22 protein-coding genes and 4 pseudogenes are annotated in these 26,582 nt (G+C 69.4%); 13 read left to right on the forward strand and 13 right to left on the reverse strand.

All coding sequences use genetic code 11. The annotated features are described in order from the left end of the window. Positions 1-8 precede the first annotated feature (8 nt). From H565_RS0106360 to aroE, 3 genes are read right to left on the reverse strand one after another with little or no spacing between them, the layout of a single operon-like run. Positions 9-1,250 carry a hybrid sensor histidine kinase/response regulator gene (locus H565_RS0106360; protein ID WP_051363450.1) on the reverse strand — a complete coding sequence of 414 codons (1,242 nt, stop codon included), beginning with the start codon at positions 1,248-1,250 and terminating at the stop codon, positions 9-11. Continuing rightward, positions 1,247-4,504, reverse strand: a complete 3,258-nt coding sequence (locus tag H565_RS14505) for a PAS domain S-box protein (RefSeq protein WP_051363451.1) — start codon at positions 4,502-4,504, stop codon at positions 1,247-1,249. The genes H565_RS0106360 and H565_RS14505 overlap by 4 nt, the downstream gene beginning before the upstream one ends. Next, positions 4,501-5,373: a shikimate dehydrogenase gene (aroE, locus tag H565_RS14510; RefSeq protein WP_152550556.1), complete on the reverse strand. Its 873-nt coding sequence runs from the start codon at positions 5,371-5,373 to the stop codon at positions 4,501-4,503. The genes H565_RS14505 and aroE overlap by 4 nt, the downstream gene beginning before the upstream one ends. Positions 5,374-5,586: 213 nt before the next feature. Here aroE and H565_RS16840 point away from each other — a divergent pair. The 8 genes and pseudogenes from H565_RS16840 to cdd form a co-directional block, all read left to right on the forward strand. Next, positions 5,587-6,291, forward strand: a pseudogene (locus H565_RS16840) (PhoH family protein); the annotation flags it as partial. Positions 6,292-6,966: 675 nt separating this feature from the next. Continuing rightward, positions 6,967-7,116: pseudogene (locus tag H565_RS16990) on the forward strand (LAGLIDADG family homing endonuclease); the annotation flags it as partial. Between the two features lie 270 nt (positions 7,117-7,386). Beyond that, positions 7,387-7,743: pseudogene (locus tag H565_RS16850) on the forward strand (PhoH family protein); the annotation flags it as partial. A gap of 41 nt (positions 7,744-7,784) precedes the next feature. Beyond that, a complete protein-coding gene (ybeY, locus tag H565_RS0106380; protein WP_027460309.1) occupies positions 7,785-8,252 on the forward strand; it encodes an rRNA maturation RNase YbeY in 468 nt (155 codons plus the stop codon). Between the two features lie 2 nt (positions 8,253-8,254). Continuing rightward, complete coding sequence (locus H565_RS0106385) at positions 8,255-8,638, forward strand: diacylglycerol kinase (RefSeq protein ID WP_027460310.1); 384 nt, start codon at positions 8,255-8,257, stop codon at positions 8,636-8,638. Between the two features lie 16 nt (positions 8,639-8,654). Further along, the gene (locus tag H565_RS16315; protein WP_157468898.1) at positions 8,655-8,834 is read left to right on the forward strand and encodes a hypothetical protein; all 180 of its coding nucleotides are present in this window, start codon (positions 8,655-8,657) and stop codon (positions 8,832-8,834) included. Continuing rightward, positions 8,831-10,174, forward strand: coding sequence for a hemolysin family protein (locus H565_RS0106390; protein WP_027460311.1), 1,344 nt, complete (start codon positions 8,831-8,833; stop codon positions 10,172-10,174). The genes H565_RS16315 and H565_RS0106390 overlap by 4 nt, the downstream gene beginning before the upstream one ends. Further along, positions 10,164-10,598 carry a cytidine deaminase gene (gene cdd / locus H565_RS0106395; RefSeq protein ID WP_027460312.1) on the forward strand — a complete coding sequence of 145 codons (435 nt, stop codon included), beginning with the start codon at positions 10,164-10,166 and terminating at the stop codon, positions 10,596-10,598. The genes H565_RS0106390 and cdd overlap by 11 nt, the downstream gene beginning before the upstream one ends. Before the next feature lie 57 nt (positions 10,599-10,655). Here the strand turns inward: cdd and H565_RS0106400 are convergent, their stop codons facing one another. The 4 genes from H565_RS0106400 to H565_RS0106415 form a co-directional block, all read right to left on the reverse strand. After that, a complete protein-coding gene (locus H565_RS0106400) occupies positions 10,656-11,270 on the reverse strand; it encodes a WD40 repeat domain-containing protein (protein WP_027460313.1) in 615 nt (204 codons plus the stop codon). 115 nt (positions 11,271-11,385) lie between these two features. Next, a complete protein-coding gene (aceA, locus tag H565_RS0106405; RefSeq protein WP_027460314.1) occupies positions 11,386-12,681 on the reverse strand; it encodes an isocitrate lyase in 1,296 nt (431 codons plus the stop codon). Positions 12,682-12,764: 83 nt separating this feature from the next. Then, positions 12,765-14,342: a malate synthase A gene (gene aceB / locus H565_RS0106410; protein WP_027460315.1), complete on the reverse strand. Its 1,578-nt coding sequence runs from the start codon at positions 14,340-14,342 to the stop codon at positions 12,765-12,767. A gap of 128 nt (positions 14,343-14,470) precedes the next feature. Continuing rightward, positions 14,471-15,130 (reverse strand): HAD family hydrolase, encoded by a 660-nt coding sequence (locus H565_RS0106415; protein ID WP_027460316.1) that lies wholly within the window; start codon positions 15,128-15,130, stop codon positions 14,471-14,473. A 57-nt stretch (positions 15,131-15,187) separates the two neighbouring features. Between H565_RS0106415 and H565_RS0106420 the strand changes: the two genes are divergently transcribed. Further along, the gene (locus H565_RS0106420) at positions 15,188-16,219 is read left to right on the forward strand and encodes a DHH family phosphoesterase (protein ID WP_027460317.1); all 1,032 of its coding nucleotides are present in this window, start codon (positions 15,188-15,190) and stop codon (positions 16,217-16,219) included. A gap of 6 nt (positions 16,220-16,225) precedes the next feature. Here H565_RS0106420 and H565_RS0106425 read toward each other — a convergent pair whose 3' ends face one another. From H565_RS0106425 to H565_RS0106435, 3 genes are all read right to left on the reverse strand, one after another. Continuing rightward, complete coding sequence (locus H565_RS0106425) at positions 16,226-17,368, reverse strand: serine hydrolase (RefSeq protein WP_034408591.1); 1,143 nt, start codon at positions 17,366-17,368, stop codon at positions 16,226-16,228. A 3-nt stretch (positions 17,369-17,371) separates the two neighbouring features. Then, the gene (locus tag H565_RS0106430; RefSeq protein ID WP_027460319.1) at positions 17,372-18,217 is read right to left on the reverse strand and encodes a DegV family protein; all 846 of its coding nucleotides are present in this window, start codon (positions 18,215-18,217) and stop codon (positions 17,372-17,374) included. A gap of 233 nt (positions 18,218-18,450) precedes the next feature. Beyond that, positions 18,451-21,594 (reverse strand): (Fe-S)-binding protein, encoded by a 3,144-nt coding sequence (locus H565_RS0106435; RefSeq protein ID WP_027460320.1) that lies wholly within the window; start codon positions 21,592-21,594, stop codon positions 18,451-18,453. Positions 21,595-21,768: 174 nt separating this feature from the next. Between H565_RS0106435 and H565_RS15990 the strand changes: the two genes are divergently transcribed. The 3 genes from H565_RS15990 to H565_RS0106450 all read left to right on the forward strand — a co-directional run bounded on the left by H565_RS15990 (position 21,769) and on the right by H565_RS0106450 (position 24,572). Beyond that, complete coding sequence (locus H565_RS15990; RefSeq protein WP_084542910.1) at positions 21,769-22,299, forward strand: DUF2726 domain-containing protein; 531 nt, start codon at positions 21,769-21,771, stop codon at positions 22,297-22,299. A gap of 28 nt (positions 22,300-22,327) precedes the next feature. Beyond that, complete coding sequence (locus H565_RS0106445; RefSeq protein ID WP_027460322.1) at positions 22,328-23,350, forward strand: ATP-binding protein; 1,023 nt, start codon at positions 22,328-22,330, stop codon at positions 23,348-23,350. Between the two features lie 94 nt (positions 23,351-23,444). Then, the gene (locus tag H565_RS0106450) at positions 23,445-24,572 is read left to right on the forward strand and encodes a vWA domain-containing protein (protein ID WP_027460323.1); all 1,128 of its coding nucleotides are present in this window, start codon (positions 23,445-23,447) and stop codon (positions 24,570-24,572) included. Here the strand turns inward: H565_RS0106450 and H565_RS0106455 are convergent. Continuing rightward, positions 24,562-25,251 (reverse strand): metallophosphoesterase family protein, encoded by a 690-nt coding sequence (locus tag H565_RS0106455; RefSeq protein ID WP_027460324.1) that lies wholly within the window; start codon positions 25,249-25,251, stop codon positions 24,562-24,564. The two genes, H565_RS0106450 and H565_RS0106455, sit on opposite strands and share 11 nt — an antisense overlap. Positions 25,252-25,329: 78 nt before the next feature. Beyond that, positions 25,330-25,509, reverse strand: a complete 180-nt coding sequence (locus H565_RS0106460) for a hypothetical protein (protein ID WP_027460325.1) — start codon at positions 25,507-25,509, stop codon at positions 25,330-25,332. A gap of 235 nt (positions 25,510-25,744) precedes the next feature. On the opposite strand from H565_RS0106460, the gene H565_RS16320 reads away from it, so the two are divergent. Next, entirely contained in the window at positions 25,745-25,963 is a 219-nt protein-coding gene (locus tag H565_RS16320) for a hypothetical protein (RefSeq protein ID WP_027460326.1), read from the forward strand. Between the two features lie 9 nt (positions 25,964-25,972). Here the strand turns inward: H565_RS16320 and H565_RS16855 are convergent. After that, positions 25,973-26,539: pseudogene (locus H565_RS16855) on the reverse strand (integrase core domain-containing protein). Positions 26,540-26,582: the final 43 nt, after the last annotated feature.

Genomic DNA, 26,582 nt, shown 5'->3' on the forward strand with positions numbered 1-26,582 from the left:
GGCAGCCTCTAGGACAGCGGTTCCAGCGCCGCCTCGCCGCCGAGCTGGGGGAGGAACTCGTCGTCGTCCTCCTCCGGCGGGGGGAGGCAGACCTCAAAGGTCGCGCCGCCCCCTGGCGTGTCCTGGACGGAGATGCGGCCCCCGTGCGAGTTGACCACTTGCTGGGCGATGGTCAGCCCCAGGCCCGTGGACCCGGCCTCCTTGCCGCGGTAGAACTTGTCGAAGATACGCGGCTTGACGGCGTCGGGCACGCCGGGGCCGTGGTCGATGACCCGCACGCAGACCTCGCCGCCCCGCCGCTGCTCGGCTTCGATGTGCACGAGGTCGGGCGTGCCGCAGACCCGAATGGCGTTGCTGACGAGGTTGACAAAGACCTGGGTCAGCCGCCCTGGGTCGCCGACAATCTCAATATCGGGAGCGTTCACCCGCACCCCGTAGTCACGCCCGACCTGCCGCAGCAGGTTGCCGAGATTGACGAAGTGCATCTCGATGCCCTGCACGAGTTCGCCCCGCGAGAGTTGCAGCAGGTCGTTGACGAGGCGGGTCATGTTCTCGGCGACCCGGTGCGCGTCTTGCAGGGTCTGCGAGCCACCAACCTCGCGCTCGGCGCGGCGCAAGTAGCCCAGCAGGGCGGTCAGGGGGGTTCGCAGCTCGTGGCTGGTTTCGGCCAAAAAGGTCTTTTGCAGGTTGAGGGCCTCTTCGAGCTGCTTGGCCTGGGTCTCTAAGCGCTGGCGCTGCCCTTCGGCGATGGCCCGCAGCCGCTCGACTTCTTTCAGACGGGCTTGCAGCGAGAGGTTGAGTTCGCGGACCTCCTGTTCGGCCCGCTCGCGGCGGTCGCGGGCGTCGGCTTCAGCGATGGCCCGCCGCACGCTGGGGGCGAGGCGCTCCAGGCGCTGCTTGAGGATGTAGTCGGTCACCCCCTCGCGCAGGGTGTCGACCGCCGTTTCCTCGCCCATCGCGCCCGTCACGATGATGAAGGGGAGGAAAGGCCGCCGGGCGTGCGCGGCGCGGAAAGCCGAGAGGCCGTCGTAGCCGGGCAGGGCGAAGTCACTGAGCACGAGGTGGGGGCGGTGCGCGTCGAGGGCAGCCAGGAAGCCCGCCTCGTCCTCGACGCGCAGGACGTCGACCGGCCAGGGCAGGTCTTCGAGGTGCATCAAGACGAGTTCGTGGTCGAGTTCGTTGTCTTCGAGGTGCAGCAGCCGCAGGGGTTGGCCCGGTTCGGGCAGGGCGTACTCGCCCGCGCCGCTCATGCGGCGTCCTCCCCAGCGCGGCCCCGCAGCGGCAGGGTGACGTGAAAGGCGGCCCCCTCGCCGAGCACCGACTCGGCCCGGACGCGGCCCCCGTGACGGGCCACGATGCGCCGGACATTGGCCAGGCCGATGCCGGTGCCCTCGAACTCCTCGGCGCGGTGCAGACGTTGAAACACGCCAAACAGTTTATCCGCGTAGCGGGGGTCAAAGCCTACCCCGTTGTCGCGCACGGTCACGGTGACCTCCTCGCCTTCTGGAGCGGCGCTCACCACGATGCGGGCTGGCTCGCGGGTGCGCGAGTACTTCAGCGCATTGGAAAGCAGGTTGGTAAAGACCTGCCCCAGCAGCGCGGCGTCTCCTTCGACAGTGGGCAGCTCGCCGAGTTCGAACTCGACCGCGCGGCCCGCCCGGTCAGGTTCAAGGTCCTGCCAGGCTTCGCGCACGACCGCGCCGAGGTCGACCGGCCCCCGGCGCAGTTCCTGGCGGCCCATCCGCGAGAACTCCAGCAGGTCGTCAATGAGCTGGCTCATGCGCCCCGCCGCGTCGGTAATCACGCCGAGGTAGCGCTCGCCCTTGGGGGACAGTCCCCCGGAGCCGGAGGCGTCCTTGCGCAGCAGGTCTCCGAAGCCCACGATGTGCCGCAGCGGGGTCCGCAGGTCGTGGCTGACCGAGTAGGAAAAGGCTTCTAGCTCGCGGTTGGCGTCTTGCAGTTCCAGGGTGCGCTGTTGCACCCGCTCTTCCAGCGACTGGTTGAGGGCCTGCAAGTCGGCGTGCGCCTCTTCGGCTTCCAGCCGCAGGGCGTCGTTGTCGAGGGCGGTGGCAAAGCGCTGGGCGAGTTCGGCGGCGAGGTCGTGGTCGCGGTCGCTGGGGGGGTGGCGGTAGGTCAGGCCCAGGACGCCGCGCGGCGCTCCGTCGCGGCCCAGCAGGGGATAGAAGACGGCTCCGGTCGCGCCCACCTCGTACAGCAGCGGGGTGGTCCCAGCGTCGAGGTGCAGGGGCTGCTCGGCCCCGGTGACCCGCTGCAAAGCCCGCACCATGGCCGCCTGGACGTCCGGGCTGAGGCGCTCCGGTGCCCAGCGGGAGGCGGCGAGCAGCCGCAGCTCTGGCGCAGCGGTCCACAGGCCCGCGCTTTCGGCGAGCCGGGCCGTCATCAGGTCGAGGGCGGCGCGGTAGTTCTCGGCGCGGGAGGCGAGGGGGTCGTCCGCCCGCGCCGAAAGGTATTCGGAAACCGTGGCGAGCAAGCGGGCCGCCGCTTCGGCGTACACCTGGTCGTCGACGTCGGTACTGGTGCCCACCCACTCGGACCCCGCCGCGTCCCCCAGCGGCAGCGCCCGCGTCACGAAGGTGCGGTAGCGCCCCTCCTTGCCCAGCAAGCGGTGCTCGGCCTCAAAGGGCCGCCGCGCCCGCAGGGCCTCTTGCCAGCGCAGCAGGTACTCGGCGCGGTCTTCGGGGTGCAGCAGGCTGGCAAAGGGCTGGGAGGCCCGCTCTGGCCCCACGTATTCTGTCCAGCGGCGGTTGAAGTAGCTGACCGCACCCGCAGCGTCACTGAGCCACACAATCTGCGGCACCCCCTCCAGCACCCCCCGGTAGCGGGCCTCGTCCCGCTGGGCGCGGCGCTCGGCTTCCAGGCGGTCGTGGATGTCGGTCGCGGAAGCCACCCACTCGCTGACCTCGCCCGCCTCGTTGCGAATGGGCGCAATCCTCACAACGAACCAGCGCGGCGGACCGCCCTCCGCCAGGCTCAGCCGCACCTCACCCTCGGCCTGAGTGCCTTCGCGCGTGGCCCGCGCCCACATCTGCGCGTAGGCAGCGCGGTCTTCGGGGTACACCCGGCTTTCCAGGGGCGCTCCCTGGAGGCGCTCGCGGTACCCGGCATTGACGTAGGTGACCTGCCCGGCGGGGTCACTGACGAGCAGCATGTGCGGAATCGCGTCGAGAATCGCCCGCGAGCGCTGTTCTTCGGCCTGGCGTGCTCGCTCGGCTTCCACCCGCTCGGAAACGTCACGGATGACCTCCAGCAGGCCCAAGCTCTCGCCGTTTGGCCCCACCACGGCGCTGCGCTGCGCCTCGCCCGCAAAGACGCTGCCGTCTTTGCGGCGGTAGGGGGTGGTAATCAAGTCGAAGGTGGCGCGGCCCTCCAAGCGGCGGTCGAGGTGCAGCCGCCCCAGGCTCTCGCCGCGCAGCTCGTCCGCGCTGTAGCCGAACTGCCGCTCCAGCGCCCGGTTGACCCGCAGCACTCGGCCTTCCCCGTCGGTAAAGACCGCCGCGTCGAGGATGGCGTGAAAGATGGCCTCGAACTCGGCCTGCGATTGCTGAAGCTGCGTGCGCGACCAGGCCAGCGACGATAGGGCTTCTTCGGCCCGCCGCCGCGCCCGCACCTGCGCTTCCATCAGCAGGTAGGTGAGGCCCGCGATGAGCATTCCCGCGAGCAGCACCAGGGCGGGCACCCAGACCGCCGCATCGCGCCCGAAGCTGGCGGGTGCCCGCAGGGTCTGGGTCCAGACGCCGCCCACCCGTTCGTAGCGCACCTGCTGCTCAAAGGCGGCCCGGACCGGGCGGTCACTGGTGGCCCGCTCGCCGCCCACCACCTCACCGCCCAGCCGGGTTTCGACCGCCACTCCCGGCAGCGCCCCGGCGGGCCGCAGCGCCCGCAGCAGCGACGTGCTGTCGAGGGCGAGGTAAATCACGCCCCGGAAGCGGTCGGTGTCCCCGACGGGAGCAAAGAGCAACAGGCCGTCGAGCGGTTGACCGTCCGGACCCCGCTGCGCCAGCTTGAGCGGACAACTGGCCTGCACGTCCTGCCGCTCCCGCGCCCGCAAGATGGCCTCGCGGCGGCAGCGCTCGGTCATCATGTCAAAGCCCAGGACCTGGCGGTTGATGGCGTTCAGGGGCGCGATGCGCTCAATCACGGCCTGGGGCCGCCCCGAAGGGGGTTCGCGCCAGCGGCTAAAGCCCACGGCCAAGACGCCGGGAAAGCGCTGGGGCAGGTTGAGGCTGTCCAGGTAGGCGCTGAAGTCGGCCTGAGAGGGTTCACGCTCCACCCGCCAAAAGGACCGGGTGGCCCGCAGCAGGGTCTCGTACTCGTTGAGGCGGTCGCGCAGGGTCGCGGCGTGGGCACCGACCTCGCGCTCAAACCGCGCCCGCTGCTGCTCCTGCACGAAGCGGTGCAGCAGGGCCGCCGCAAAGACGCTGAGCAGCAGCACAAGCGCAAAGGCCGCCAGCGGCCAGCGGCGGTCGGGGGGCCGGACGGTCATGGGCGCTCCTGCGGGCTGCCCTGCTGCGCCGCCTCAAAAAAGACGGAGACGGGCACGTCTGCCCCCGTCCAGGCGAGAAAGGCGAGCCGCGCCTGATGGGCGAGCATCGACAGGCCGTTTTCGGCGCGGACCCCGGCGGCGCGGGCTTCGCGCAGCAGCCGCGTCTCGCGGGGCTGGTAGACCATGTCGTACACCAGCGCCCCGGCGGGCAGGCGCGAGAAGTCCAAGCCGGGCAGAGGGGTTTCTGCTGGGCGGGAGAGGCCCGCGCTGGAGGCATTGACGAGCAGCCCGACCTGCTCCCAGGGCACGTCCCCGGCGACCTGCGCCCTGCCGCCCAGCTCGCGCACAAGCGCTTCAGCGCGGGCCAGGGTGCGGTTGACGACCCGCACGTCGCGGCCCTGCGAACGCAGCGCCCACACCGCGGCCCGTGCCGCGCCGCCCGCCCCCAGCACGACGGTGAGGCCAGCGTGGGGAGCGGGGGCCTGCGCACCCTCCAGCGCGGCAAGCAGCCCCGGCGCGTCGGTATTCTCGCCGATGAGCTGACCGTCCCGGTGCAGCACCGTGTTCACGGCCCCGGTTGCTCGCGCCGCCGCCGTCAGGGCGTCCAGCAAGGGCAGGGCCGCTTCCTTGTGTGGCAGGCTGAGGTTGGCTCCCAGCACGCCGGGCTGCCGCAGCCGCGCCAAGGCGGCGGGCAACTCCGGGGGGGGCACGCGCACCGCCTCGTAGGTGCCGCTCAGCCCGGCGTGGGCAAAAGCGGCCCGGTGCATGGCGGGCGAGCGCGAGTGGGCGGCGGGGTCCGCGTAGAGGTAGGCCCGCCGGGGCACGCTGGGGCCAGGGCCGGGAGGAAGGTCGGGGACGCCGGAGGTCACGCGGCCCAGTGTACTGTTCGCCCCGCCGGGCTTCTGCTGAGAAACAGGCTGAGAAACCTGCCAGAAAACGATTGTGCTCCGCCCCACGTCCGGGGAGGGGCCGGGGTCAGACAATGGGGAGGTCCGAGATGCCGACTTCCCCTTTCGACTCCCGCCAGCCCGCTCTGGGGGGAGAGTGCGCCCTGTGGCGGCGCACCCACACCAGGAGCTGATTTGACAGAACGTATTCCCGGTTCATCCACCCCTGTGGGGGGAGCGTCCACGACCGCCACTCTGCGGCTAGAAAACCAGCGCGAGGCGTACGCCCTGTTGGGGGCGGGCGACGCCAACTTGCGGCGGATGCGCGAGCTGACGCCCGCCAAAATCATCGCGCGGGGCGAGACGGTCACCATCACGGGGGAAACGCCCGAAGTCGTGCAGGCCGCCGAGCGCATGGTCCGTGACGCCCTCGACGTGGTGCGGGCGGGCGGCGAACTGACCCCAGAGAGCCTGCTGCGCAGCGCTCGCCTCAGCGGGGAGGGCCGCAGCCTCGCCCAGGAAACGCAGGTCACGGGCCTGAGCTTGCCGCGCGGTCTCAAGGCCAAGACGCCGGGGCAAAAGGCGTATCTCGAAAAAATCGAAGCCTCTGACATCACCTTCGGGGTAGGACCTGCCGGAACGGGCAAGACCTACCTCGCCGTGGCGATGGCGGTGCAGGCCCTCAAAGCGAAAAAGGTCAAGCGCATCATCCTGACCCGCCCGGCGGTTGAGGCCGGAGAGCGGCTGGGCTTCTTGCCCGGCGACCTGCAGGCCAAGATTGACCCCTACCTGCGGCCCCTCTACGACGCGCTGTATGACATGCTCGACCAGGAGAAGTTCGAGTCCTACCTGACGAGCGGAGTGATTGAAGTCGCGCCGCTGGCGTTTATGCGGGGCCGGGCGCAACCCCTGACGAGCAAGGTCTTGACCCCGCTGGGCTGGCGCGAGATGGGCAGCCTGGAGGTGGGCGACCACGTGACCGGTTCGGATGGACGGCCCACCCGCGTGCTCGGCGTGTACCCGCAGGGCGAAAAGGACACCTACCGGGTGACCTTCAGCGACGGCTCCAGCGTCGAGTGCTGTGAAGAACACCTCTGGACCGTCCGCACCGCCTCCGACAAGCGGCGCGGGAAGCCGGGGCGGGTGCTGGAAACCCGCGAGATGATGGGCAACCTGAAGGCCGCCCACCAGTACCGCTACGAGATTCCGCTGCTGAGCGCGCCCGCCGAGCTTCCAGAGCGGCCCGTCCCCCTGGACCCCTACGCGCTGGGTCTGCTGCTGGGTGACGGCTGCACGACCTGCACGACCACGCCGAGCTTCTCCACCGCTGACCCCGAACTGGTCACGGCGCTGGAAGCAGCGCTGAGTCCGGCAGAGGCGGAGCCAACGCTTGCCCTGACCCAGAGGGGCGCTTACGATTACACCCTGCGCCACACGGCGGGTGGGCGAGGCGGCCTGCGGGTGGCCAACCCCGTCACCACCGCGCTGCGCACCCTCGCTCTGGACGGCAAAACCTCCTCGCAGAAATTTGTGCCCGACGTCTACAAGCAGAACTCGGCGGCGGTGCGTCTGGCCGTGCTGCAAGGGCTGCTGGATACGGATGGCGGTCCGGTCACGCAGGCAGGCCGAAGCTGCCGCATTCAGTACACGACGACCTCGCCGCGGCTCGCAGACGACGTGACCGAACTCGTGCAGTCGCTGGGGGGCGTAGCGAGGCGGCGGGTGCGGGCCGCCGAGGGCCGGACGCCGGGCCGCGCCCACGGTCGCCCGGTGGCCTACCGTCACGACGCGCATGTCCTGGAGATTCGGCTGCCCGCTCACATCAAGCCCTTCCGCCTGGCCCGCAAAGCCGCGCGCTATGCCGAGCAGGGCGGCGGCGGTCGTCCCACACGCTTCATCACGAACATCGAGCGGGTGGGCCGCGCTCCCATGCAGTGCATCCGGGTCGCCGCGGAAGACTCGCTGTATGTCACCGAGGGGTTCGTCGTCACGCACAACACCCTGAACGACGCTTTCGTCATCCTCGACGAGGCGCAAAACACCACCGGCGAGCAGATGAAGATGTTCCTCACGCGCATGGGCTTTTCGTCGAAGGTGGTCGTGACGGGCGATGTGACCCAGATTGACCTTCCGCGGCACGTCACGAGCGGGCTGGCGGTCGCCAAACGGGTCCTGAGCCGCATCGAGGGCATCGCCTGGCACGAGTTTACGGATGTGGACGTGGTGCGTCACCCGCTGGTGGGCCAGATTATCCGCGCCTACGAGCAGGCCGAGGACGCCGAAGCCGACAAGCGGGCCGCTCGGCGGGGCGAGTTTGCGTCCATTCCGGAGGACGAGGGCGACCCGCGCTGAGCGCCCCTACGGGTGGGGCGGCTCTGCCCTATCGTGGACCCGTGATTGACCTTATCGCCCGCAAAACGCCGCCCCGTGGCCTGCGCCCCGCTCTGCGCGTCAGCCTGGGGGCGGCGATGCGGCATTTTGGGGTGGAGGATCGCGAGGTCACGGTCGTGCTGGTCGGGGACCGCACCATTCGCGCCCTGAAACGCGAGCACTGGGGCGAGGACGCCTCCACCGACGTGCTGAGCTTTCCGACCTGGGAACCCGGCGACCCCTTTATGCCGCCGCACCTCGGCGACATCATCATCAGCCTGGACACGGCGGAGCGGCAGGCGCGGGCGCGGGGGCACAGTCTCACCCGCGAGGTCGCCCTGCTGGCCAGCCACGGCCTGACCCACCTCGTGGGCTTTGACCACCCGCACGCGGAAGGCCTGGGCTTTGAGGAGGGCGCGACCGGCGCGCAGTGGCAGGTCTTTCATGAGGCCTGGGCCGCGGCCCGCGCCGCCCTGCCGCCGGAGACCTAGGCGTGCGCTCCGCTTCGGCGCTCAGCCTGCGGCGCTGGTGGCGCTCGGCGGGCTTCGCCTGGGCGGGGGTGCGGCACGCCTACCGCACCCAGCCCAACTTCCGCCTTGAAGTCTGGGCGGGGGCGGCGGCGCTGGGGCTGGGGCTGGGGTTGGGGGTCCCTCTCCCCCCCATCCTGCTGGCCTGCGCCCTGGTGCTGGGGCTAGAGCTGCTGAACACGGCGCTGGAGGCCGTCGTCGACCTGGTGAGTCCTGAGCAGCACCCGCTGGCCAAAGCCGCCAAGGACGCGGCGGCGGGGGCGGTGCTGGTCGCCAGCGCGGGGGCGCTGGGGGTCGGCCTGGCCGTGCTGGGGCCACCCCTCATGCGCTGGCTGGCGGGCGACCTGTGATAAAGTAAGGGCAGCTATGGAGCCTCCCAGTTCTGGCTCTGCCCTGACGCCCGGTGACGACCGCCTGCGGGCGGGATTTTTACTGTGGCCCTTTGACCGGCGACCGACGCGCCGCGCTGACCTCCCCGGCCAGCGCGGGCGGGCAGCATGTGCCGTGCGGCTGCGCCGGGGTGCCCAGGAGGGCACCCACCCATGAACGACTGGCTCGGAATCTTCGCCCTGTTCGTGCTTGTGCTGATGAACGGCTTTTTTGTGGCCGCCGAGTTCGCCTTGGTGAGCGTGCGGCGCACCCGCATCGACCAACTCGCGGAAGAGGGTCACGCGACTGCCCGCGTGACTCGGCGCGCCCTGCAAAACCTCGACCTGTATATCGCCGCGACCCAGCTTGGCATCACCATGGCGAGCCTCGCCATCGGCTTTGTGGCTGAACCCGCCATCGAGCATCTGCTTGAACCCGTCTTCGAGGGTCAGGGGCTGTCGGAGGCCCAGAGCCGGACCATCAGCATCGGGATTGCCTTTGCGCTCAGCACCGTGCTGCACATCGTGATTGGCGAACTCGCCCCCAAGTCCTGGGCGCTGCAACGCCCCGAGCAAGTCTCCCTGCTGGTGACCCGTCCGCTGCTGATTTTCACGGCGGCCTTTAAGTGGGCCATCGTGGGCCTCAACGCCCTGGGCAACGGCGTGGTGCGTCTCTTCGGGTTGCGGGGGGTCGCCGGGCACCACGCCGCCTACTCGGAAGAAGAAATCCGCATGATTGTGGGGGCGTCAAGTCAGGAAGGCGTGCTGGAGGACGACGAAAAAGAACTTGTCTATAATGTCTTTGACCTGTCGGATACCACCGTGCGCGAAATCATGACCCCGCGCATTGAGATGGTGACGGTCGACGGGGGAGCACCGCTGCGTCAGCTCCTCGACCTCAACGCTGAGCACGGCTACTCGCGGGTTCCTGTCTATCAGGACACTGCCGACAACATCGTCGGCATCGTGCACACGGGAGACCTCCTCGCGCACCTGCACGAACTCGACACGGTGCGGATTGCTGACGTGATGCGCCCGGTCTTCTTCGTGCCGGAGGGCATGAAGATTAAAGACCTCCTGACCAAGATGCGCGAAAAGAAGTCGCACATGAGCATCGTGGTCGACGAGTTCGGCGGCACGGCGGGCCTGGTCACGCTGGAAGACGCCCTAGAAGAAATCGTGGGCGAGATTTACGACGAAACCGACGAAGAAGAGCAGCCGCTGATTGAGGTGTTGGGCGAAGGCCGCTACCTGATGGACGCGAGCCTGACGGTCGGCGAGGTCGAAGAGCGTTTGGCCACCAACCTGGAGGATGGTGAGGGTGAATACGATACCCTGTCGGGGTTCATGACCAACCACTTTGGCGACATTCCCGAACCCGGTCAGAGCTTCGTTCACGGCGGCTGGCTGTTTACCGTCGAGGACGCTGACCAGCGCCGAGTCACTCGCGTGCGGGTTGAACGCGCCCCGGAGACGATGATCTTCGAGACCCACGAGGAGCCAGCCCGTGACGCCTGAGCCTGTGACGCCCGACGCGCAACTGTTGGAGGGTGCCAAGGCCGCCTTCCGGCAGGCTTACGCGCCCTACAGCCGCTTCCGGGTGGGCGCGGCCCTGCGGACGCCGGGGGGGCGCGTGTTCTTTGGGGCCAACGTAGAAAATGCCTCTTACGGCCTGGCCCGCTGCGCCGAGCAGTCGGCGGTGCAGGCGATGGTGACGGCGGGAGAGCGCGAGTTCACCGACCTGGTGGTGTATTCCGAGGCCTCTCCGCCCGCGAGTCCCTGCGGGGCCTGCCGCCAGATTCTCTTCGAGTTCGCCCCCGACGCCCGCGTGGTCTGCGTGAACCACAAGGGCGACGTGGTCAGTGGGTTGGTCCGCGACTTCCTGCCGCACGGCTTCCGGCTGGAGGGGCGGGACGACGGGCAAGGGGTGGAGGCGGAGTAGGCAACTCTCCGGTTTGGACCGGGGGCGGCCTTCCGCCTCTTTTTCTTTTGGCCGCGCTCACGGCTCTGTTTGCGGCATGTGGCAGGGGGCCTCCTGTCCCTCGCGCGCGGGAAGGATGACGGTTTCCAGCGGCTTGAGAAGGGGGAGGGCGTAGCGGGTGGTGGTCATCAGATGCCCGGTAGCGTACCCACCGTTCGGACCGAAGACCTCGCTGTTCATCGCCACGCACAGGTCACCGTCTCTCAGCCACAACCGCCCGATGTGTGAGACGCTCTGCTGCTTGCCCAAAAGAACCGGTCTGGGCACGGCCGTGCGCACGCCGCCCGACAGATTCCACAGCCGCACGGTGTTGGCCCCCGCGCCGATCAGGTACTGTCCGTCCGGAGTCCAGAGCAGGTGCCGCACGTCGCTCTTGGTCAGAATCTGCACCTCCCCGCCGGGCCGCACCAGCCGCACCTGACACGAGTCGTATTTGGGGATGTCCCAGCAAAAGCGCACGGCGGCCGCGTCCCCACGGGGAGAAAGCAGGGTCTGGGTGGGATTCGCCGGAAAGTCGGCCATTGGTTCCGGGCCAGGGACGCGCACCACCCGTCCACCCGGAAAGGCGACCTCGGCCGTCCGGACCAGTGCCGGGTTGGGAGGCAGGGGAGCGTCGGCGGGAAGGGCGAGCATGCCCCAGCGTAGGCCCTGCCGCTGATGGGCAGGTGACCCCCATGCCGAGTGGGGGAGAACCTTCCCGCGGCTCTCCCCCACTCGGCGGTCATGACGAACCGTTCAAGGCTCTGGGTCAGTCGTGCGCCCCCACGAACTGCTCGGCTTCGGTGCTGCCCGCCAGCGCCGTGGTGCTGCTGTGGCCGCCGCCCGCCGCCGTCGCTACGAGGTCGAAGTAGCCGGTGCCCACCTCGCGCTGGTGCTTGACGGCGGTAAAGCCCCGTTCCTGAGCGGCGAACTCGCGCTCCTGGAGTTCAACAAAGGCGCTCATCTGCCGCCGGGCGTAGCCATAGGCGAGGTCGAACATGCCCATGTTGAGCGAGTGGAAGCCCGCCAAGGTGATGAACTGGAACTTGTAGCCCATCTGGCCCAGCTCGACCTGAAAGCGGGCGATGGTCTCGTCGTCGAGGTTTTTCTTCCAGTTAAAGGAGGGCGAGCAGTTGTAGGCGAGGAGCTTGCCGGGGAACTGGGCGTGGATGGCTTCGGCAAAACGCCGGGCGTCGTCGAGGTTGGGCACCGAGGTTTCGCACCACAGCACGTCGGCGTAGGGGGCGTAGGCCAGGGCACGGGAGATGGCCTGCTCGATGCCGGGCCGGACGTAGTAGAAGCCCTCCGGGGTGCGCTCGCCCGTGCAGAAGGGACGGTCGTTCTCGTCGATGTCGCTGGTGAGCAGGTTGGCGGCGTCGGCGTCGGTGCGGGCGATGAGCACGGTGGGCACCCCGCACACGTCGGCGGCGAGGCGAGCGGCGTTTAGCGTGCGGATGAACTGCGACGTGGGCACGAGAACCTTGCCCCCCAGGTGGCCGCACTTCTTCTCGGAGGCGAGTTGGTCCTCGAAGTGCACGCCCGCCGCGCCCGCCTCAATCATCGCCTTCATGAGTTCAAAGGCGTTCAGGGGGCCGCCGAAGCCCGCCTCCGCGTCGGCGACGATGGGGGCGAAGTAGTCCACGTCCCCCTGTCCCTCGGCGTGTTGAATCTGGTCGGCCCGGCGCAGGGTGTTGTTGATGCGCCGCACCACGTCTGGGACCGAGGAGGCGGGGTAGAGGCTCTGGTCGGGGTACATCTGCCCGGCGTTGTTGGCGTCGGCGGCGACCTGCCAGCCGCTGAGGTAGATGGCCTTGAGGCCCGCCTTGACCTGCTGCATCGCCTGATTGCCAGTCAGCGCTCCGAGCGCGTTCACGAACGGCTCTTCTTTCATCAGCCGCCAGAGCTTTTGCGCTCCGTGCCGCGCCAGCGTGTACTCAATCGGCAGAGAGCCGCGCAGCCGCACCACGTCGGCGGCGGAGTAGTTGCGGCGAATGCCCCGCCAGCGTTCCTCGGTCTGCCAGGTCTTTTCCAGGATTTCGGCGTCGGTGCGGGGGGTGGGGGTCATGGTGGTCTCCTTCGGGGTGTGAGAGGCGGCCCTCGCCCGGTGGGGCGAAGTTGCTGGTGGCTGATGGCTGAGGGTTGACGGCTTCAGGAAAGCCGCTGATACCCCGGCAACGTCAGAAACTCCTCAAAGGTCTCGGCGGTGACGAGGGCCGTGAGCAGCTCGGCGGCTTCCTCCAGGCGAGCGGCCCGCTCTGGCTGCTCGCGGCAGAGGCGCCCCGCGTGGGCGGCGATGAGGCGGGCGAGGCCCTCCGGGGTGATGGGCGTGCCGCCTTCGGTGCGCTGGCCGTGGTGCGCCCACTGCCAGAGCTGGGCGCGGGAAATCTCGGCGGTGGCGGCGTCCTCCATCAGGTTGTGGATGGGCACCGCCCCCCGCCCGCCGAGCCAGGCGGCGATGTATTGCAGGCTCACGTCCACATTGAGGTTGACGCCCGCCTCGGTAATCGTGCCCGCCGGGGGCGTCAGCAGGTCCTCGGCGCGGACCTCGAAGTCCAGTTGCTTGCCGGAATCGATTTGGTTCGGCCCTGGCATCAGGCGGTCAAAGACCTCGGTCGCGAGCGCCACCATGCCGGGGTGAGCGACCCAGGTGCCGTCGTGGCCGTCTTCCGCCTCGCGCTCCTTGTCAGCGCGGACCTGAGCAAAGGCGCGGGCATTGGCTTCGGGGTCGTCTTTGACCGGAATAAAGGCGCTCATGCCCCCGATGGCCGGAGCGCCCCGGCGGTGGCAGGTGCGGATGGCAAGGCGCGAGTAGTTCCGCATCATCGGGGTGGTCATGGTGACCTGGGCGCGGTCAGGGAGGATGCGGTCAGCATGAGCACGGAACTTCTTGATGTACGAGAAGATGTAGTCCCAGCGCCCGCAGTTCAGGCCCGCCGAGTGCTCGCGCAGCTCGTAGAGGATTTCGTCCATCTCGAAGGCGGCCAGAATAGTCTCGATAAGAACGGTGGCGCGGATGGTGCCGCGCGGGGCGCCCAGCGTGTCCTCGGTGAAGGTGAATACCTCGTCCCACCACCGCGCTTCGAGGTGAGATTCCAGCTTGGGCAGGTAGAGGTAGGTGCCCGTGCCCTGGCGCAGCCGCTCGTGCAGGTTGTGATAGGCGTAGAGGCCGAAGTCAAAGAGCGAGCCGGAGAGGGGCTGGCCGCCGAGCTGCGCGTGCTTTTCCTCCAGATGCAGCCCGCGGGGGCGCACGAGCAGGGTCGCGGTGGTCTCGCGGAGGCGGTAGCTTTTGCCGCCCGTGTCCAGCGAGATGGTCCGGCGCACGGCGTCGGTCAGGTTGACCTGCCCTGCGAGGACATTCGACCAAGTGGGGCTGCTCGCGTCCTCGAAGTCGGCCATGAACATCCGCGCCCCGCTGTTCAGGGCGTTGATGACCATCTTGCGGTCGACCGGACCCGTGATTTCGACCCGGCGGTCTTGGAGGTCGGCGGGCAGCGAACGAATGCGCCAGTCGCCCTCGCGGATGTGGGCGGTTTCAGGCAGGAAGTCGGGCAGCTCGCCCGCGTCGAGCCGCTGCTGGCGCTGCTGCCGGGCGGCGAGCAGCTCGCGGCGGCGAGCGTCAAAGCGGACGTGCAGTTCCTCCAAGAAGCGTTGTGCCCCCGGCGTGAGCACGCGCGCAGCCTGGGGATGCTCGGTGTGGGTGAGGCGCGTGGTGATGGTCTGGGTCATGCGGCCTGGTGCCTCCTTCTGCGCTGGAATGGAGGCATTGTGAGCCGCGCCCGGCAAAGCGGGAGGTGGTGTACCCTGGAGAACGGGAAGTACACCGGGGGGCGGGGTACACCAGGCGTGCGCGGCGCTCAGTCAGCGTCTGTCTTGGCCATCCGCTCCAGCAGTGCCGCGCTCTCCTCCAGCCCCAGCCATGCCGCGAGCGCGCGCTCAAACTCGGCGTGCCGCTCGTGGTGGTAGAGCAGGCCGTGAAAGCCCGCTGCCTGCGCCGCCGCGATGTTCTCCGGCACGTCGTCCACAAAGGCGGTCCGCGCAGCGGGTACGCCCATTGCCTCCGCGAGGGCGGCGAAGGCGTCCGGGTGGGGTTTTTTCTGACGCAGCTCGTTGCTGAAGACCAAGGCGTCGAAGCGGGCGAAGCGGGGGTCGCCGCGCAGGTGATCGCTGACGACGGGGTAGTTGTTGCTGAGCAACCCCACCCGCACCCCCGCCGGAATCCGGGCCAGGGTGGTGTACATCGGCCCGTTGTCGAGGACGCTGCCGAGGTAGAGGGCCTCAAACTCCGGGTAGGAGAGGGAGAGGCCCGTTTCGGCGGCGAGCACGTCCCAAAACTGCGGGAGGGTCCAGGCTCCCACCTCCAGTTGATGGACGTGCCGGAAATAGCTGTCGCGCACGCGCTCGACCGGAACGCCCCCGCGCGCGGCGAGGCGGGCCGTCGAGCGGCCATCGAAGGTACCGATGGTAAAGACGCCGCCCCAATCGAAGGCGACGTGACGGGCAAGCGGGTCGGTCATGGGCCGATTATGGGGGGAGTGGGGGACGGAGCAGGCGGCCCCCCTATACTCGGTGCTGTGAGCGCCCAGAATGACGCCCTTTCGTCCTACGCGCAGGCCGTGCAGGCGGTCGCCGAGAGCCTGCGGGCACACCCCGGCCCGGTGGTCGTGCTCTCGCACGAAAACCCCGACGGGGACGCGCTGGGCAGCGTGCTGGGGCTAGCGCGGGCGCTGCGGGCGCTGGGGCGCGAGGTGTTCGTGCCGATGGAGGCGCCGCGCTACCTGCGTTTCCTGGTGCGGGAGGGCGAGGTCATCCCGGCGCTGGCCGGGTGGCCGCGCGGAGCGCTGGCTGCCGTGCTGGACGTGGACAACAACGACCCCACGCGAGTGGCGGGGGCGGACCTCGCGGCCTTTGACGGCCCGGTGGTCAATATCGACCATCACGGCACCAACCGCCGCCGGGCGACCGCCCTGCTGGTCGACCCCAGTGTTCCCGCCACGGCCATGCTGGTGGCGGACGTGGTGGACGCGCTGGGCGCACCCTGGTCCGAGCAGGTCGCCACCCCGCTGATGCTGGGGCTGAACACCGATACCGGGTCCTTCCGCTTTGACAGCGTGACCCCCCGGACCTTTGAGACGGCGGCCCGCCTGCTCGCGCACGGGGCACGGCTGGGCTGGATCAACGACAACCTGAACCAGAACCCGCGTTCCTACTACCTCTTGCTGCGCGAGGTGCTGGACACGATGGAGTTCTTATACGGGGGCCGGGTCGTGCTCGCCCGCGTGGATGGGGCGATGCTCGCGCGGGCCGGGTCCACCTGGGAGGACGTGGAATCCTACGTCAATCTCCTGCGCGGCGCGGAGGGCGCGGTCCTCGCCGTGATGGTCAAGGACTACGGGGACCGCGTGAAGCTCTCGCTGCGTTCGCGGGGGGGCGTCAGCGCTCAGAATGTCGCCGTGGCGCTGGGCGGGGGCGGCCACGTCCCGGCGGCGGGCGCGAGCCTCCCCGGACCCTACGCCGAGGCCCGCCAGCAGCTCGAAGCCGCCATCGCCGCCGAGCTGCGCCGAGCCGGGCTGGAGGAAGCTGGGGCAGAGGCTTCGGCGGAGTAATCCGCGCTAGGGCGACCTCCCCTGCTCCAGCACCGCCTGGAGTCCCGCGCCAATCCAGGCGAAGGCGCGGCGGGTGTTCGGCATGGTGTAGGTCTCCTGCGCCCCGTGTTGCATGAAGGCGTAGACGAAGTGCCGCCCATCTTTGGTCCGCAGGTAGCCGCTGTAGGTCAGTAGCCGCCAGCCGTTGCCGCCCTTGCCCGCAAAGGCGGCCACCTGCCCGGCAACCTCTGGGGGCAGGGCCGAGCGCCCGTAGCCCATCGCCGCGACCTCGCGTTGCCAGGCGAGGCTGCTCGGCGAGAGGCCAGAGCGCAGGTGCTGGTGCGCGAGCAGGGTGGCGAACTCGTAGGGGGTGCTGAGGTTGTGGACCCGCAGGTCGGCGGCGGGGTCGGGCGTTCCTTCAAAATAAGCGTTCAGCCGATTTTGAAGGACATCGGCCCGCAGGCGCTGGGCATCGGCGTCGATGGCGGTCGCCAGCCGCAGCCGCTCGGAACCCGTGGCCCCCTCCCAGCCCGTCCCCGCAAGAAAGGCGGGCGAGGAGCCAGTTTGGGCGGCCCACCACGCCTTGGTGGGCAGAATCAGGCGGGTGCGGCACAGGCCCAGCTCGTCCGCGAGGGCCTGCACCGTCCCCAGCCCGACTCGGCGGTGGAGCAGGTCGGTCGCGGTGTTGTCACTGTGGCGCATCATCCGCTCGGTGAGGTCGCGGACACTGCTGCCGTCGTAGGGATAGTCGCCGAGGCTCTGTTGGGCGTCCGTCACGTCGAACCGCTCGCCCGGCGAGAGCCGCCCGGCGTCCACCTCGCGCAGCACCGCCCAGAGCACCGCCTGTTTGTAGGTGCTGGCGAGGGGAAACACGTCGTCTGCGTGGTGGGCCACCGCTCGCCGGGGGCGCAGGGTCGCGGGGTCGAGTTCGGCCACCCACAAGCCCAGCCGTCCGCTGAGGGGCTGGGGCGGTGCGGGAGCGGGCGCGGCGGCGGGGGCGGGACCGAGGCAGGGGGGCGCGGGCGCTTCAGCGGGGGCAGCCACGGTCACGAGGGAGGGTGCAGCGGCGGCAGGGGCCGGGTCGGGACGCCGCGCCGCCCACACCCCCGCGAGGACAAGGGCCAGCAGCACGTAGCGCCCCTTGTTGCGCAGGGCGGGGGGCGGAGCCACAGCTCAGGCCGTCAGCGGCTCCAGCGCGGCCCCGACCGTCCCCGGCCCCACGTGCGTGGCGATGACGGCCCCGATGAAATGATCGCCCAGGTCTTCAAAAGCGACGCCCCGCAGCCCATCGCGAATCTCCTGCCGGGTCGCCTCGCCGCCCAGGGTCGAGAGGAAGGTGACGCGAGCGCCGCCGTGGGCCTCCACGTACTTGCGAATGTGGTCCACAAGGTCCTGCACGACCTTCTTGCTGCCGCGCACCCGTCCGGCGGCCTCGACCCGGCCCGCCTTCACCGTCAGGATGGGCTTGATGTTCAGCAGGCCGCCCAGCAGCGCCGTGGCCCCCCCGATGCGCCCGTTGGCCCGCAAAAAGTCGAGGGTATCGACGGTGAAGCGGATGTCGGTCTTCGCGGCGACCCGCTCCAGCTCGCCGATGATGTCGGCCATGGGGCGGCCTTCTGCGGCCCGCTGCGCGGCTCGCAGCGCTTGCATGCCCAGGCCCAGGCTGGCCGAGCGGCTGTCCAGAACCGTGACCCGCCCGCCGAAGTCCTGCGCGGCGAGCCGGGCACTGCCCACCGTCCCCGACAGCAGGCCGCTGATGTGAATGCTCAGAACCTCATCCGCCGAGCGCAGCGCTTCTTCATAGACGGCGGCAAACTCGGCGGGGCTGGGCTGAGAGGTGCTGGGGGTCTTCTGGCCCGCTTTGATGCCCGCAAAGAGGTCGGCGGGCGTGATGTCGATGCCGTCTTTGTACATCTGGCCGCCGAAGTGAACGTACAGCGGCACGCTGCGAATCCCGTACTGTCCGCGCAGTTCCGGGCTGAGGTCACTGGTCGAGTCGGTGACGATGGCGATGGTCATGAGGGGCATCTTAACGCGGGGCGGGCGTTTTCGGCGGCCCGCCGCGCGGCAGGCAAAACGCCGCCCCTCTGGACGGCGTGTCAGAGGCGGCGGAAGGGGTCATACGGTTTCCGTCCAATCCGCTATTGAATCGGGAGGACACCGATTCAATACCTCCTTTTCCGGCAACCGTTTTTTCCTCCTCGCTCTGCTCGGATTGAACAGTGATACGAACTGTTCAATCGGAATCCATATCAGCCCTTGTTCTTCGGCTGCCACTTCTTGCGGCTGCCGGGGCCAGGCTCAGAGGTGGCTTGAGTGCCCTCCTCCAGCAGGTTCTCCCCGATGCGGTCCAAGGAGACGTGCTCGGTAATCGGCGCAGCGTCGGCGGGGGGCTGGGGCGTCGCCGCCTCCGCTTTCGGGCGCGGCTGCCACTTGGGGCGCTCGGTGGGAGCGGGGGCAGCAGGCTCGGCGGTGACGGTCACGACCTCCACTGAGGGAGTGGGCGTCTCGGCAGGAGCGGCGCTCGCGGCGGCCTTGGGTGCCCACTTTTTGCGTTCGCCCGTCGCCGGAGCAGGCTCGGTCGGTTCGGACGCCCCGACCTGCGGCGCCGCTTCGGGGACCGGGGACGCAGCGTCCTTCGGACTCCACTTTCGGCGCTCAGCGGCGGGGGCACTCGCTTCAGACAGGGGAGCGGAGGCCGGGGCGGACGGCTCCGAGGTCACTTCGGCAGGCTGGGCTTCGGCTGTGGCTTTCGGCTTCCAAGCTTTGCGGGCGGGGGCAGCCGTCTCGGTCTGAACCTCCGGCGTGACGAGCGCGGGACTCACGTCGTCGCTGGCCTTGGGCTTCCAGGCCTTCCGAGCGGGAGCCGCCCCCTCGCTGGCGGCTGGCGGCTGGCTGCTGGCCGCTTCTGCCACAGGAGCCGCGCTCACGTCATCCCCGCTCCCCTTGGGCTTCCAGGCCTTCCGAGCCGGGGCCGCCCCCTCGCTGGTGGCGGGCGGCTGGCCGCTGGCCGCTTCTTCTACAGGGCTGCCCGGTTGCGCGTTGAGCACGTCGGCGCTGGTGGTGCCCACCACGTCGTCAGCCAGGCCCGCGCTGGGGGCCGCGCCCGTGTGAGCGACGGGGGTTTCGGTGTTGGGCACGGTGGGCTGGGGCGAGGCCTCCAGGGTGCTTTCTGGCGCGGCGGTGGGGGCCATCCACTCGCCCGTCGCCCGCCCCACGCTCTCCAGCATCAACTCGGCCACGTCCTTCACGACGATGTCGTCGCGGCCCGCCTTTTCAGGCGTCGAGGTCATCATCGACTTGCAGAAGGGGCAGCCCACGGCGACCACCTTGCCCGTTTGTTCGTACTCGGCGACCGCCCGCGCCGCCCCGTCAAGGCGGGCCTGAATCTCGCGGAAGCGGTTGTCGGAGACGCGCTCGCGGCCCTCTTCCTCCTCCTTCCAGAACTGCGCCCCGCCCGCCCCGCAGCAAAAGGAGTTCTCGCGGCGGCGCTCCAGCTCCAGCACCTGCCCGGCCATCCGGGTGATGAGGGTGCGCGGCGCGTCATACACGCCGTTGTGACGGCCCAGGTAGCAGGGGTCGTGGTAGGTCACGTGCTCCTGAAGCCCCGCGAGGGGCAGCTTGCCCGCCGCGACGAGCGTTTCGAGGTACTCGGTGTGGTGGATGGTGCGGTAGTGGCCGCCGAGCTGCTTGTACTCGTGCCCGATGGCGTTCATGCAGTGCGGGCAGGTGGCCACGACGAGCTTGGGCCGCACGGAGTTGAGCGTTTCCACGTTCTCCTGGGCGAGCTGCTGGTACAGGAACTCGTTTCCGGCGCGGCGAGCGCTGTCGCCCGTGCAGGCTTCCTTTTTGCCGAGAACGGCGTAATTCACGCCCGCCTTGTCGAGCAGTTGCACGAAGGCGCGGGCCACCTTCTGGGCACCGGGGTCGTAGGAGGCCGCGCAGCCCACCCAGTAGAGGACGTCGGGTTCGGGGTTCTCGTCGATGGTGGGGACGCGCAGGCCCTCGGCCCACTCCATCCGCTTGTCACGGGAGATGCCCCAAGGGTTGCTGGCCCGCTCCATGCCCCGGAAGGCCGTCTGAAGCTGCGGCGGGAACTCGCCCGCCACCATGACCTGATGGCGGCGGATGTCGATGATGTCGAGCATCTGCTCGTCTTGCACCGGGCAGACCTGCATGCAGGCCCCGCAGGTCGTGCAGGCCCACACCGATTCCTCGTTGATGGCGAACTCCAGCAGCGGGTGCGCCGTGCTGGCCCCCGACTCGAAGGCGGTGGGCCGCAGCACGAAGGGGCTGGGGTGGGGCGCGCCCGCCGGAGCCGCGAGGCCGCCCGCGGCAAAGGCCAGGGTGCTCGGCCCGCCCCGCAGCACCGCGCCGCCGGAGGTCAGGTCGTTCAGCTCCATGCGCTTGTTGATTTCCAGGGCGGCGGGGCTGAGGGCCTTGCCCGTAGCGTTCGCCGGGCACACGTCCTGGCAGCGGTTGCACTGGATACAGGCGTAGGCGTCGAGCAGCCGGGGCCATTCGAGGTCTTCGAGCTTTTCCGCGCCCAGCTTGGGGTCTTCGGCCTCCATCGCCTCTTCCAGGCCCTTCATGGGGGGCAGCACGCCCGACCCCACGGGGCGGCGCAGCGCGTAGTTGAGGGGGGCCATGAAGATGTGAATGTGCTTGGTGTACGGGAAGTACGCCAGGAACGCGAGCACGCTGCCGAGCGCTCCCCAGTACCCGAAGACACGCCAGCCCTGGATGGCCGAGTCGCTCAGGCCCGAAAACATGGCGGCCCCCAGCGCCGACGAGACCGGCTGGAAAGCGTCGTAACGGCCCAGGTCGCGGGCTTCTTCCACCATCTTGGCGGCGTTGCCCAGGATGCGGCTGCCGACGTGGAAGAAGATGAAGCCGGAGACAATCAGCGAGTCGCGCTTGATGTAGCCCTGCTTGACGCGGGGGTGCAGCAGCGTCTTTTCCGTGAAGCGGAAGTCCCGCCGCGACGGGAGAAAGAGACGGCGCACCACCAGGCTGACCACGCCGACGAGGACCAGGAACGACAGGAGGTCCGCGAGCAGGTTATAGGTCGCACCCAGCGGACCATTCGAGTAGATGTGGAAGGGGATATAGCCTTCCAGCCCGTCGACGACGTTGACGAGCAGGTAATAGACGAAGCCGTAGAAGATGAAGCTGTGCAGGACGCTGACCCAGGGGCGGCCCCGGAAGGTGCGCTCCTGCGTCAGCGAGGTCTTGACGGCATACCACAGCCGCGACCCCAGCTCGTTCCAGCGGACCTCGGCGGCGGGTGCTCCCCGCTTGATTCGCAGGTAAAGGCGGTAAAACCCCCACAGGCCGTACAGTCCGGCAACCAGGGCAAAGAGGGAAAAGAGAATCTTGTGTTCGAACGGCAGCAAGGGCGGGGCCTCCTAGGGATGGGCACGGCAGACAATCTTGAACCCGGTCAAAGAATCGGCTGGGAGTATAGCGGGGTGTGGGGGAAAGGAAGGGCCGTTGGGTCCAGTCTACGCGGGCCAGGGGTGACGCAGATGCCGCTGCGGCCCGCCCGCCGACCCGTTAAGCTCCTGCGCATGGCTCCCCTCGGTTGTCTCGCCAGCCTGTTCGGGGTTCGGGAAACGCCCCGCCCTTCGTCTGCGCCCCCACCGCAGGCCCAGACAGGCACGTCCCCGCACAGTCCGGTGCCGGGCCGCCTGCCCGTGGAGGTCAAACGGTATTTCTTCAGCCGGGACGAACGCGCCTTTTTCGGGGCGCTGGAGGAAGCGCTGGCGGGCACCCCCTACCGGGTCTTTCCCAATGTGCGGCTCAACGACCTCTTTCGCATCACCGTGCAGGAGGGGCGGGGGGCCACCTATGCCCGGCTGCGGGATAAGCACGTGGACTTCCTGATTGTGGACGGCGCGGCGGCGTACCGCCCGGTCCTCGCCATCGAGCTGGACGGGGCCTCGCACGCGAGCGAGCAGCAGCAGCACCGGGACGCGGTCAAGGACGTGGCCTTCCGCTCGGCGGGGTTGCGGCTGGTGCGCCTGCCCTCGCAGGTGTACTCGGCGGGAGAACTGCGCGAGCGCTTGCGGGGCGAACTGTCCCCCCTCCCCCCGCGCTAGGCACCCCGCACGCGCTACCCTCTCCCCCGTGACCCTCACCCCCGCCGAGTTGCAGTCGTACCTCTCCGCCCTGATTGCGGGGAACCTCAAGTTCGCCACCATGATTTGGGGACCGCCGGGCGTGGGCAAAAGCAGCGTGGTCGCGCAGGTGGCCGCCGCGCACGGGCTGGAGTTCGTGGACGTGCGGCTCTCGCAGCTCGCGCCGACCGACCTGCGCGGCCTGCCGGTGCCCGAAGCAGACGGTCAGGGCGGGGGCGTGAGCAAGTGGTATCCGCCGGAGTTCCTGCCGCGCTCTGGGCGGGGCGTCCTCTTTCTGGACGAGGTGAACATGGCCCCGCCCACCATGCAGGGGATGGCGCAGCAGCTCATCCTCGATCGCCGGGTGGGAAGCTACGAGCTGCCGGAAGGCTGGTTCGTGTGGGCGGCGGGCAACCGCAAGGAGGACCGCGCCAGCGTCTTTGACATGCCCGCGCCCCTCGCCAACCGCTTTCTGCACCTGAGCGTGCGGCCCGACTTCGACTCGTGGCGCTCGTATGCGCTGGGGCGGGGGCTACACGAGCATGTGGTCGCCTTCCTGACCTTCCGGCCCGAACTGCTGCACCGCCTGGACCCTGCCCAACCCGCCTGGCCGAGTCCCCGCGCTTGGGAGATGGCCGCGGGGCTGCACCGCGCCGGGCTGGATGTCGCGCCCGCCGTGGGGGAGGCGGCGGGGGCCGAGTTCGCCGCGTTTGTGCGGCTGTACGAAGGCCTGCCTGACCTGGGGCTGGTGCTGCGCGGCCAGGGGGCGGGGCTGCGGCTCCCCGCCGAACCCAGCGTCCGGTATGCCGCCGTGGTGGGCCTCGCCGCCCGTGCGGGGGGCGCGGACGAGGCCTACCACGCCTTCACCTGGCTCGCCGACGCCGCCGGGCCGGAGTGGTTGCAACTGTACGTCGCCACGCTCGTGAGCAAGTTCCAGGCGACCGGGCATCTCGGCGACCTCGCCGGGCTGCTCGCGCGGGACGAGCGGCTGGCGGGGCTGGTGGCGGGCACGCTGGAGCTGGCGGGGGGATGAGGGTGGCCAGTCGCTCGTGGCGTGTGGCTCGTACAGGGGGGGCTTGGTCCACGAGCCACAGGCCACACGCCACCCGCGGGGGCCGGAGGTGCCCATGACCGACCTCCAGCCCTTGATTTCCGCCTCCCGCCTCCGCCTGCGCGGCAAGTCTGCCTTTTTCGCCACCCTGCTGCTGCACGCCGAGTTCGTGCCCTCGCGGGAGGTCGCGGCGGCGGGCACGGACGGCGAGCGGGTGTACGTCAATCCGGAGGTGGCGGCCAGCCTCCCGCCCGACATGCTCGACGGCCTCTTGCTGCACGAGGTGCTGCACGCGGCGCTCTCGCACGTGCCGCGCCGGGGACCGCGCGAGAAGGGGCGCTGGAACCGCGCCGCCGACACCATCGTCAACGGGATGGTCGCCGCCGCCGGACTGCCGCTGCCGCCGGGGGCGCGGCGGGACGAGCACCTGGAGCGCCTCAGCGTGGAGGAGGTCTACACGGCGCTGGAAGGGTATGAACCGCAGGACGGCGACGAGGAAGCGGGCGACCTGCTCGACGGCCCGCCCTCCGACGCTCCGCCCCGCGAGGGCAAACCGGGCGGGCAGGCGGCGCGGCAGTGGCAGCAGGCCCTCGCGCAGGCCCGCAGCGTGGAGGCGATGGCGGGGCAGGGGCAAGACCCGCTGGGGGCGCACCGCGACCTCGCTCGGCTCTCTCCAGCGCGGCTGGACTGGCGAGCGCAACTGTGGCGATTTCTGGCCCGCACCCCCGTGGATTTCGGGGGCTTCGACCGCCGCTTCGTGGGGCGGGGGCTGTACCTGGAAGCGCTCGACGACGAGTCGCTCACCGCCCTCGTCGCCGTGGACACCTCCGGCAGCGTGGACGACGCGGCGGTGCGGGCGCTCGTCGCCGAGGTGCAGGGGGTGCTGGGGGCGTACCCGCACGTCCGGGCAACCCTCTACTACGCCGATACGGAGGCCTACGGCCCCTTTGAACTGCGCCCCGGCGACCCCATTCCTGACCCGGTGGGCGGCGGCGGCACCGACTTCCGGCCCATCTTCGCGCTGGCGGACACGCACGAGCCGGACGTGCTGATTTACCTCACCGACGGCTACGGCGACTTTCCGGAGAAGGCCCCCCGGATGCCCACCCTGTGGGTGGTGCCCCCCGGCGGGCTGGAGGACGAGGGCTTCCCGTTCGGGGACGTGCTGCGGCTGGCCGAGGAGGGCGGGGACTTTACGGCCTGAGGCCGGTGCGGACCATGGAAGCTTCGGCCCCGCCGTCCGGGGCGTGTGCCTCCGCCCACTTCGCGGCAGCCTCGGTGTCGTAGGGCGTGCGGCGAAAGGTCACGTTCCAGACCCCGGCGCGGCGCTCCAGCAGCACCCAGCGGGCCGCAGGGTCGCCGTCCTTCTGGCGCGAGACCGCCCCCGCATTCACCAGGGTCACCCCGTCCCGCGTCCAAATCGCCTCGGTGTGGGTGTGCCCCACGACGACCACCCGAACTCCGGGCCAGTCCTGGAGGCGGGCCAGCTTCTCCCCGTCGGGGAGGTGGAAGAGGGCTTCCGAGGCGTCCTGCGGGCTGCCGTGGGCCAGAAGCACTTCCCCCTCTCCCACCAGAGCGGTCCGGGGCAGGGCGGCGAGTTCGGGGGGCACGCCGCCAAGCTGCCCTTCCAGGAACTCGCGGGAGGCGCGCGTGTCGGCCTCCAGCTCGGCAGGGTGGGCGAGCAGGTATTCGTCCGTATTCCCCCGCACGGTGGGGGGCGCGTGCTCGCGCTGCAAGGCCCAAGCGCCCGCCGGGTCGGCCATGCCCCACACGGTGTCTCCGAGGTTGAAGGTGGCGTCGGGACTCGCGGCGCGGATATCGGCCAGCACCGCCTCCAGCGCGGGGCGGTTGCCGTGAACGTCGGTCAGGATGGCGAGGCGCATGGGGAGAGGATAGCGGCCCGCCGCCAGCGACCTGCCGCCAGTGGCCGCCACCACTTCCACTTCTGACATCTTTCAGTTTTAGAAAAGCACGTCCAGCACGGCTTCCTCCCTCAAGATGAGGGTGTGAAAAGGAAAAATGACCGTGCTGGACAGCTTTATTCTGCCATGCTCACCTCCTGTTCCCGCAAGCAGCATCGGGACAACCTGCAGGTTGTCCTGAGCTGCTTCCTGGAAGCGCTGGGCGTCTCCCGTTTCCATGCCTCCACCGCCAAGTCGCCGGGGGCCATCAGCCGCTTTCTCAATCACCAGCGCTGGAGTTTGCGCACCCTCCTGCGGGTGATGCGTCAGCACGCCCTGGACACGTTTCAGGCGTACCTGCGTGGCCCATGGTGTACCCTTCTCCTGAGCCGAGTCTCTACTCGAAACCGTCCAAACTTTGGGGCCAGCCCACCTGCGTGGACGCCGAGGGCGTCCACCGCTCATTGAGGTCATCGTGGACACGACCTCCATTGCCAAAGAAGGCGTGTTTGCCGAACTGGACGGCTGGATTCACACCCTGAACCGCGTGCGTGGCCTCCACGTCGTGCTGCTGTACCTGTGTTGTGGCGATCTCCGCTTGCCCTGGGGGTTCAAGATTTGGCGTGGGAAAGCCACGTCATCTCCCTCAGACTTGGCCTTGGGCTGGCCCCAAAGTTTGGACGGTTTCGAGTAGAGACTCGGCTCAGGAGAAGGGTACACCACGGACGCTTCCTGCTCGACCAGGGGAAGGCCGCACGACCACATTTGCGGTGTCCTGTCCGCAAAGGGGGGCGTCAGGCCGCCCCCTGGCCTGCTCAGCAAACTGGTCGGGCGTCCGGTAACTCAGTGACGAATGTGGCCTCCTGGCGTTGAAAAACTCGCGGTAGCCATCCAAGACCACCTGGGCGTGTCGGGCCGATTAAAACACCTCCTGTGTCAGACACTCCTCCCGCAGCCGAGAGTGAAAACTCTCGGCGAACCCGTTCTGCCAGGGTTTTCCGGGCTGGATGAACCGGGTGCCGATGTCCTGAACGGCCAGCCAGATCCCCAGGTCACGGGCAATGAACTCCGGGCCGTTGTCGCTGCGGATGAATCCGGGAGCACCTCGCTCGGCGATGACCTCGTGCAGGACGTCCTTCACGTCCATGGACGTGAAGGACTCCGCCACCCGCAGCGCCAGGGATTGCCGGGTGAATTCATCAGTCAGCGACAGGATTTTCAGGGTTGTCCCTCCCAGGGTCTGGTCAAAGATGAAATCGTAGGTCCACACGTGACCGGGTGGGCTGGCCCCAAAGTTTGGACGGTTTCGAGTA

The sequence above is a fragment of the Deinococcus murrayi DSM 11303 genome, assembly GCF_000482805.1.
Taxonomy (GTDB): domain Bacteria; phylum Deinococcota; class Deinococci; order Deinococcales; family Deinococcaceae; genus Deinococcus; species Deinococcus murrayi.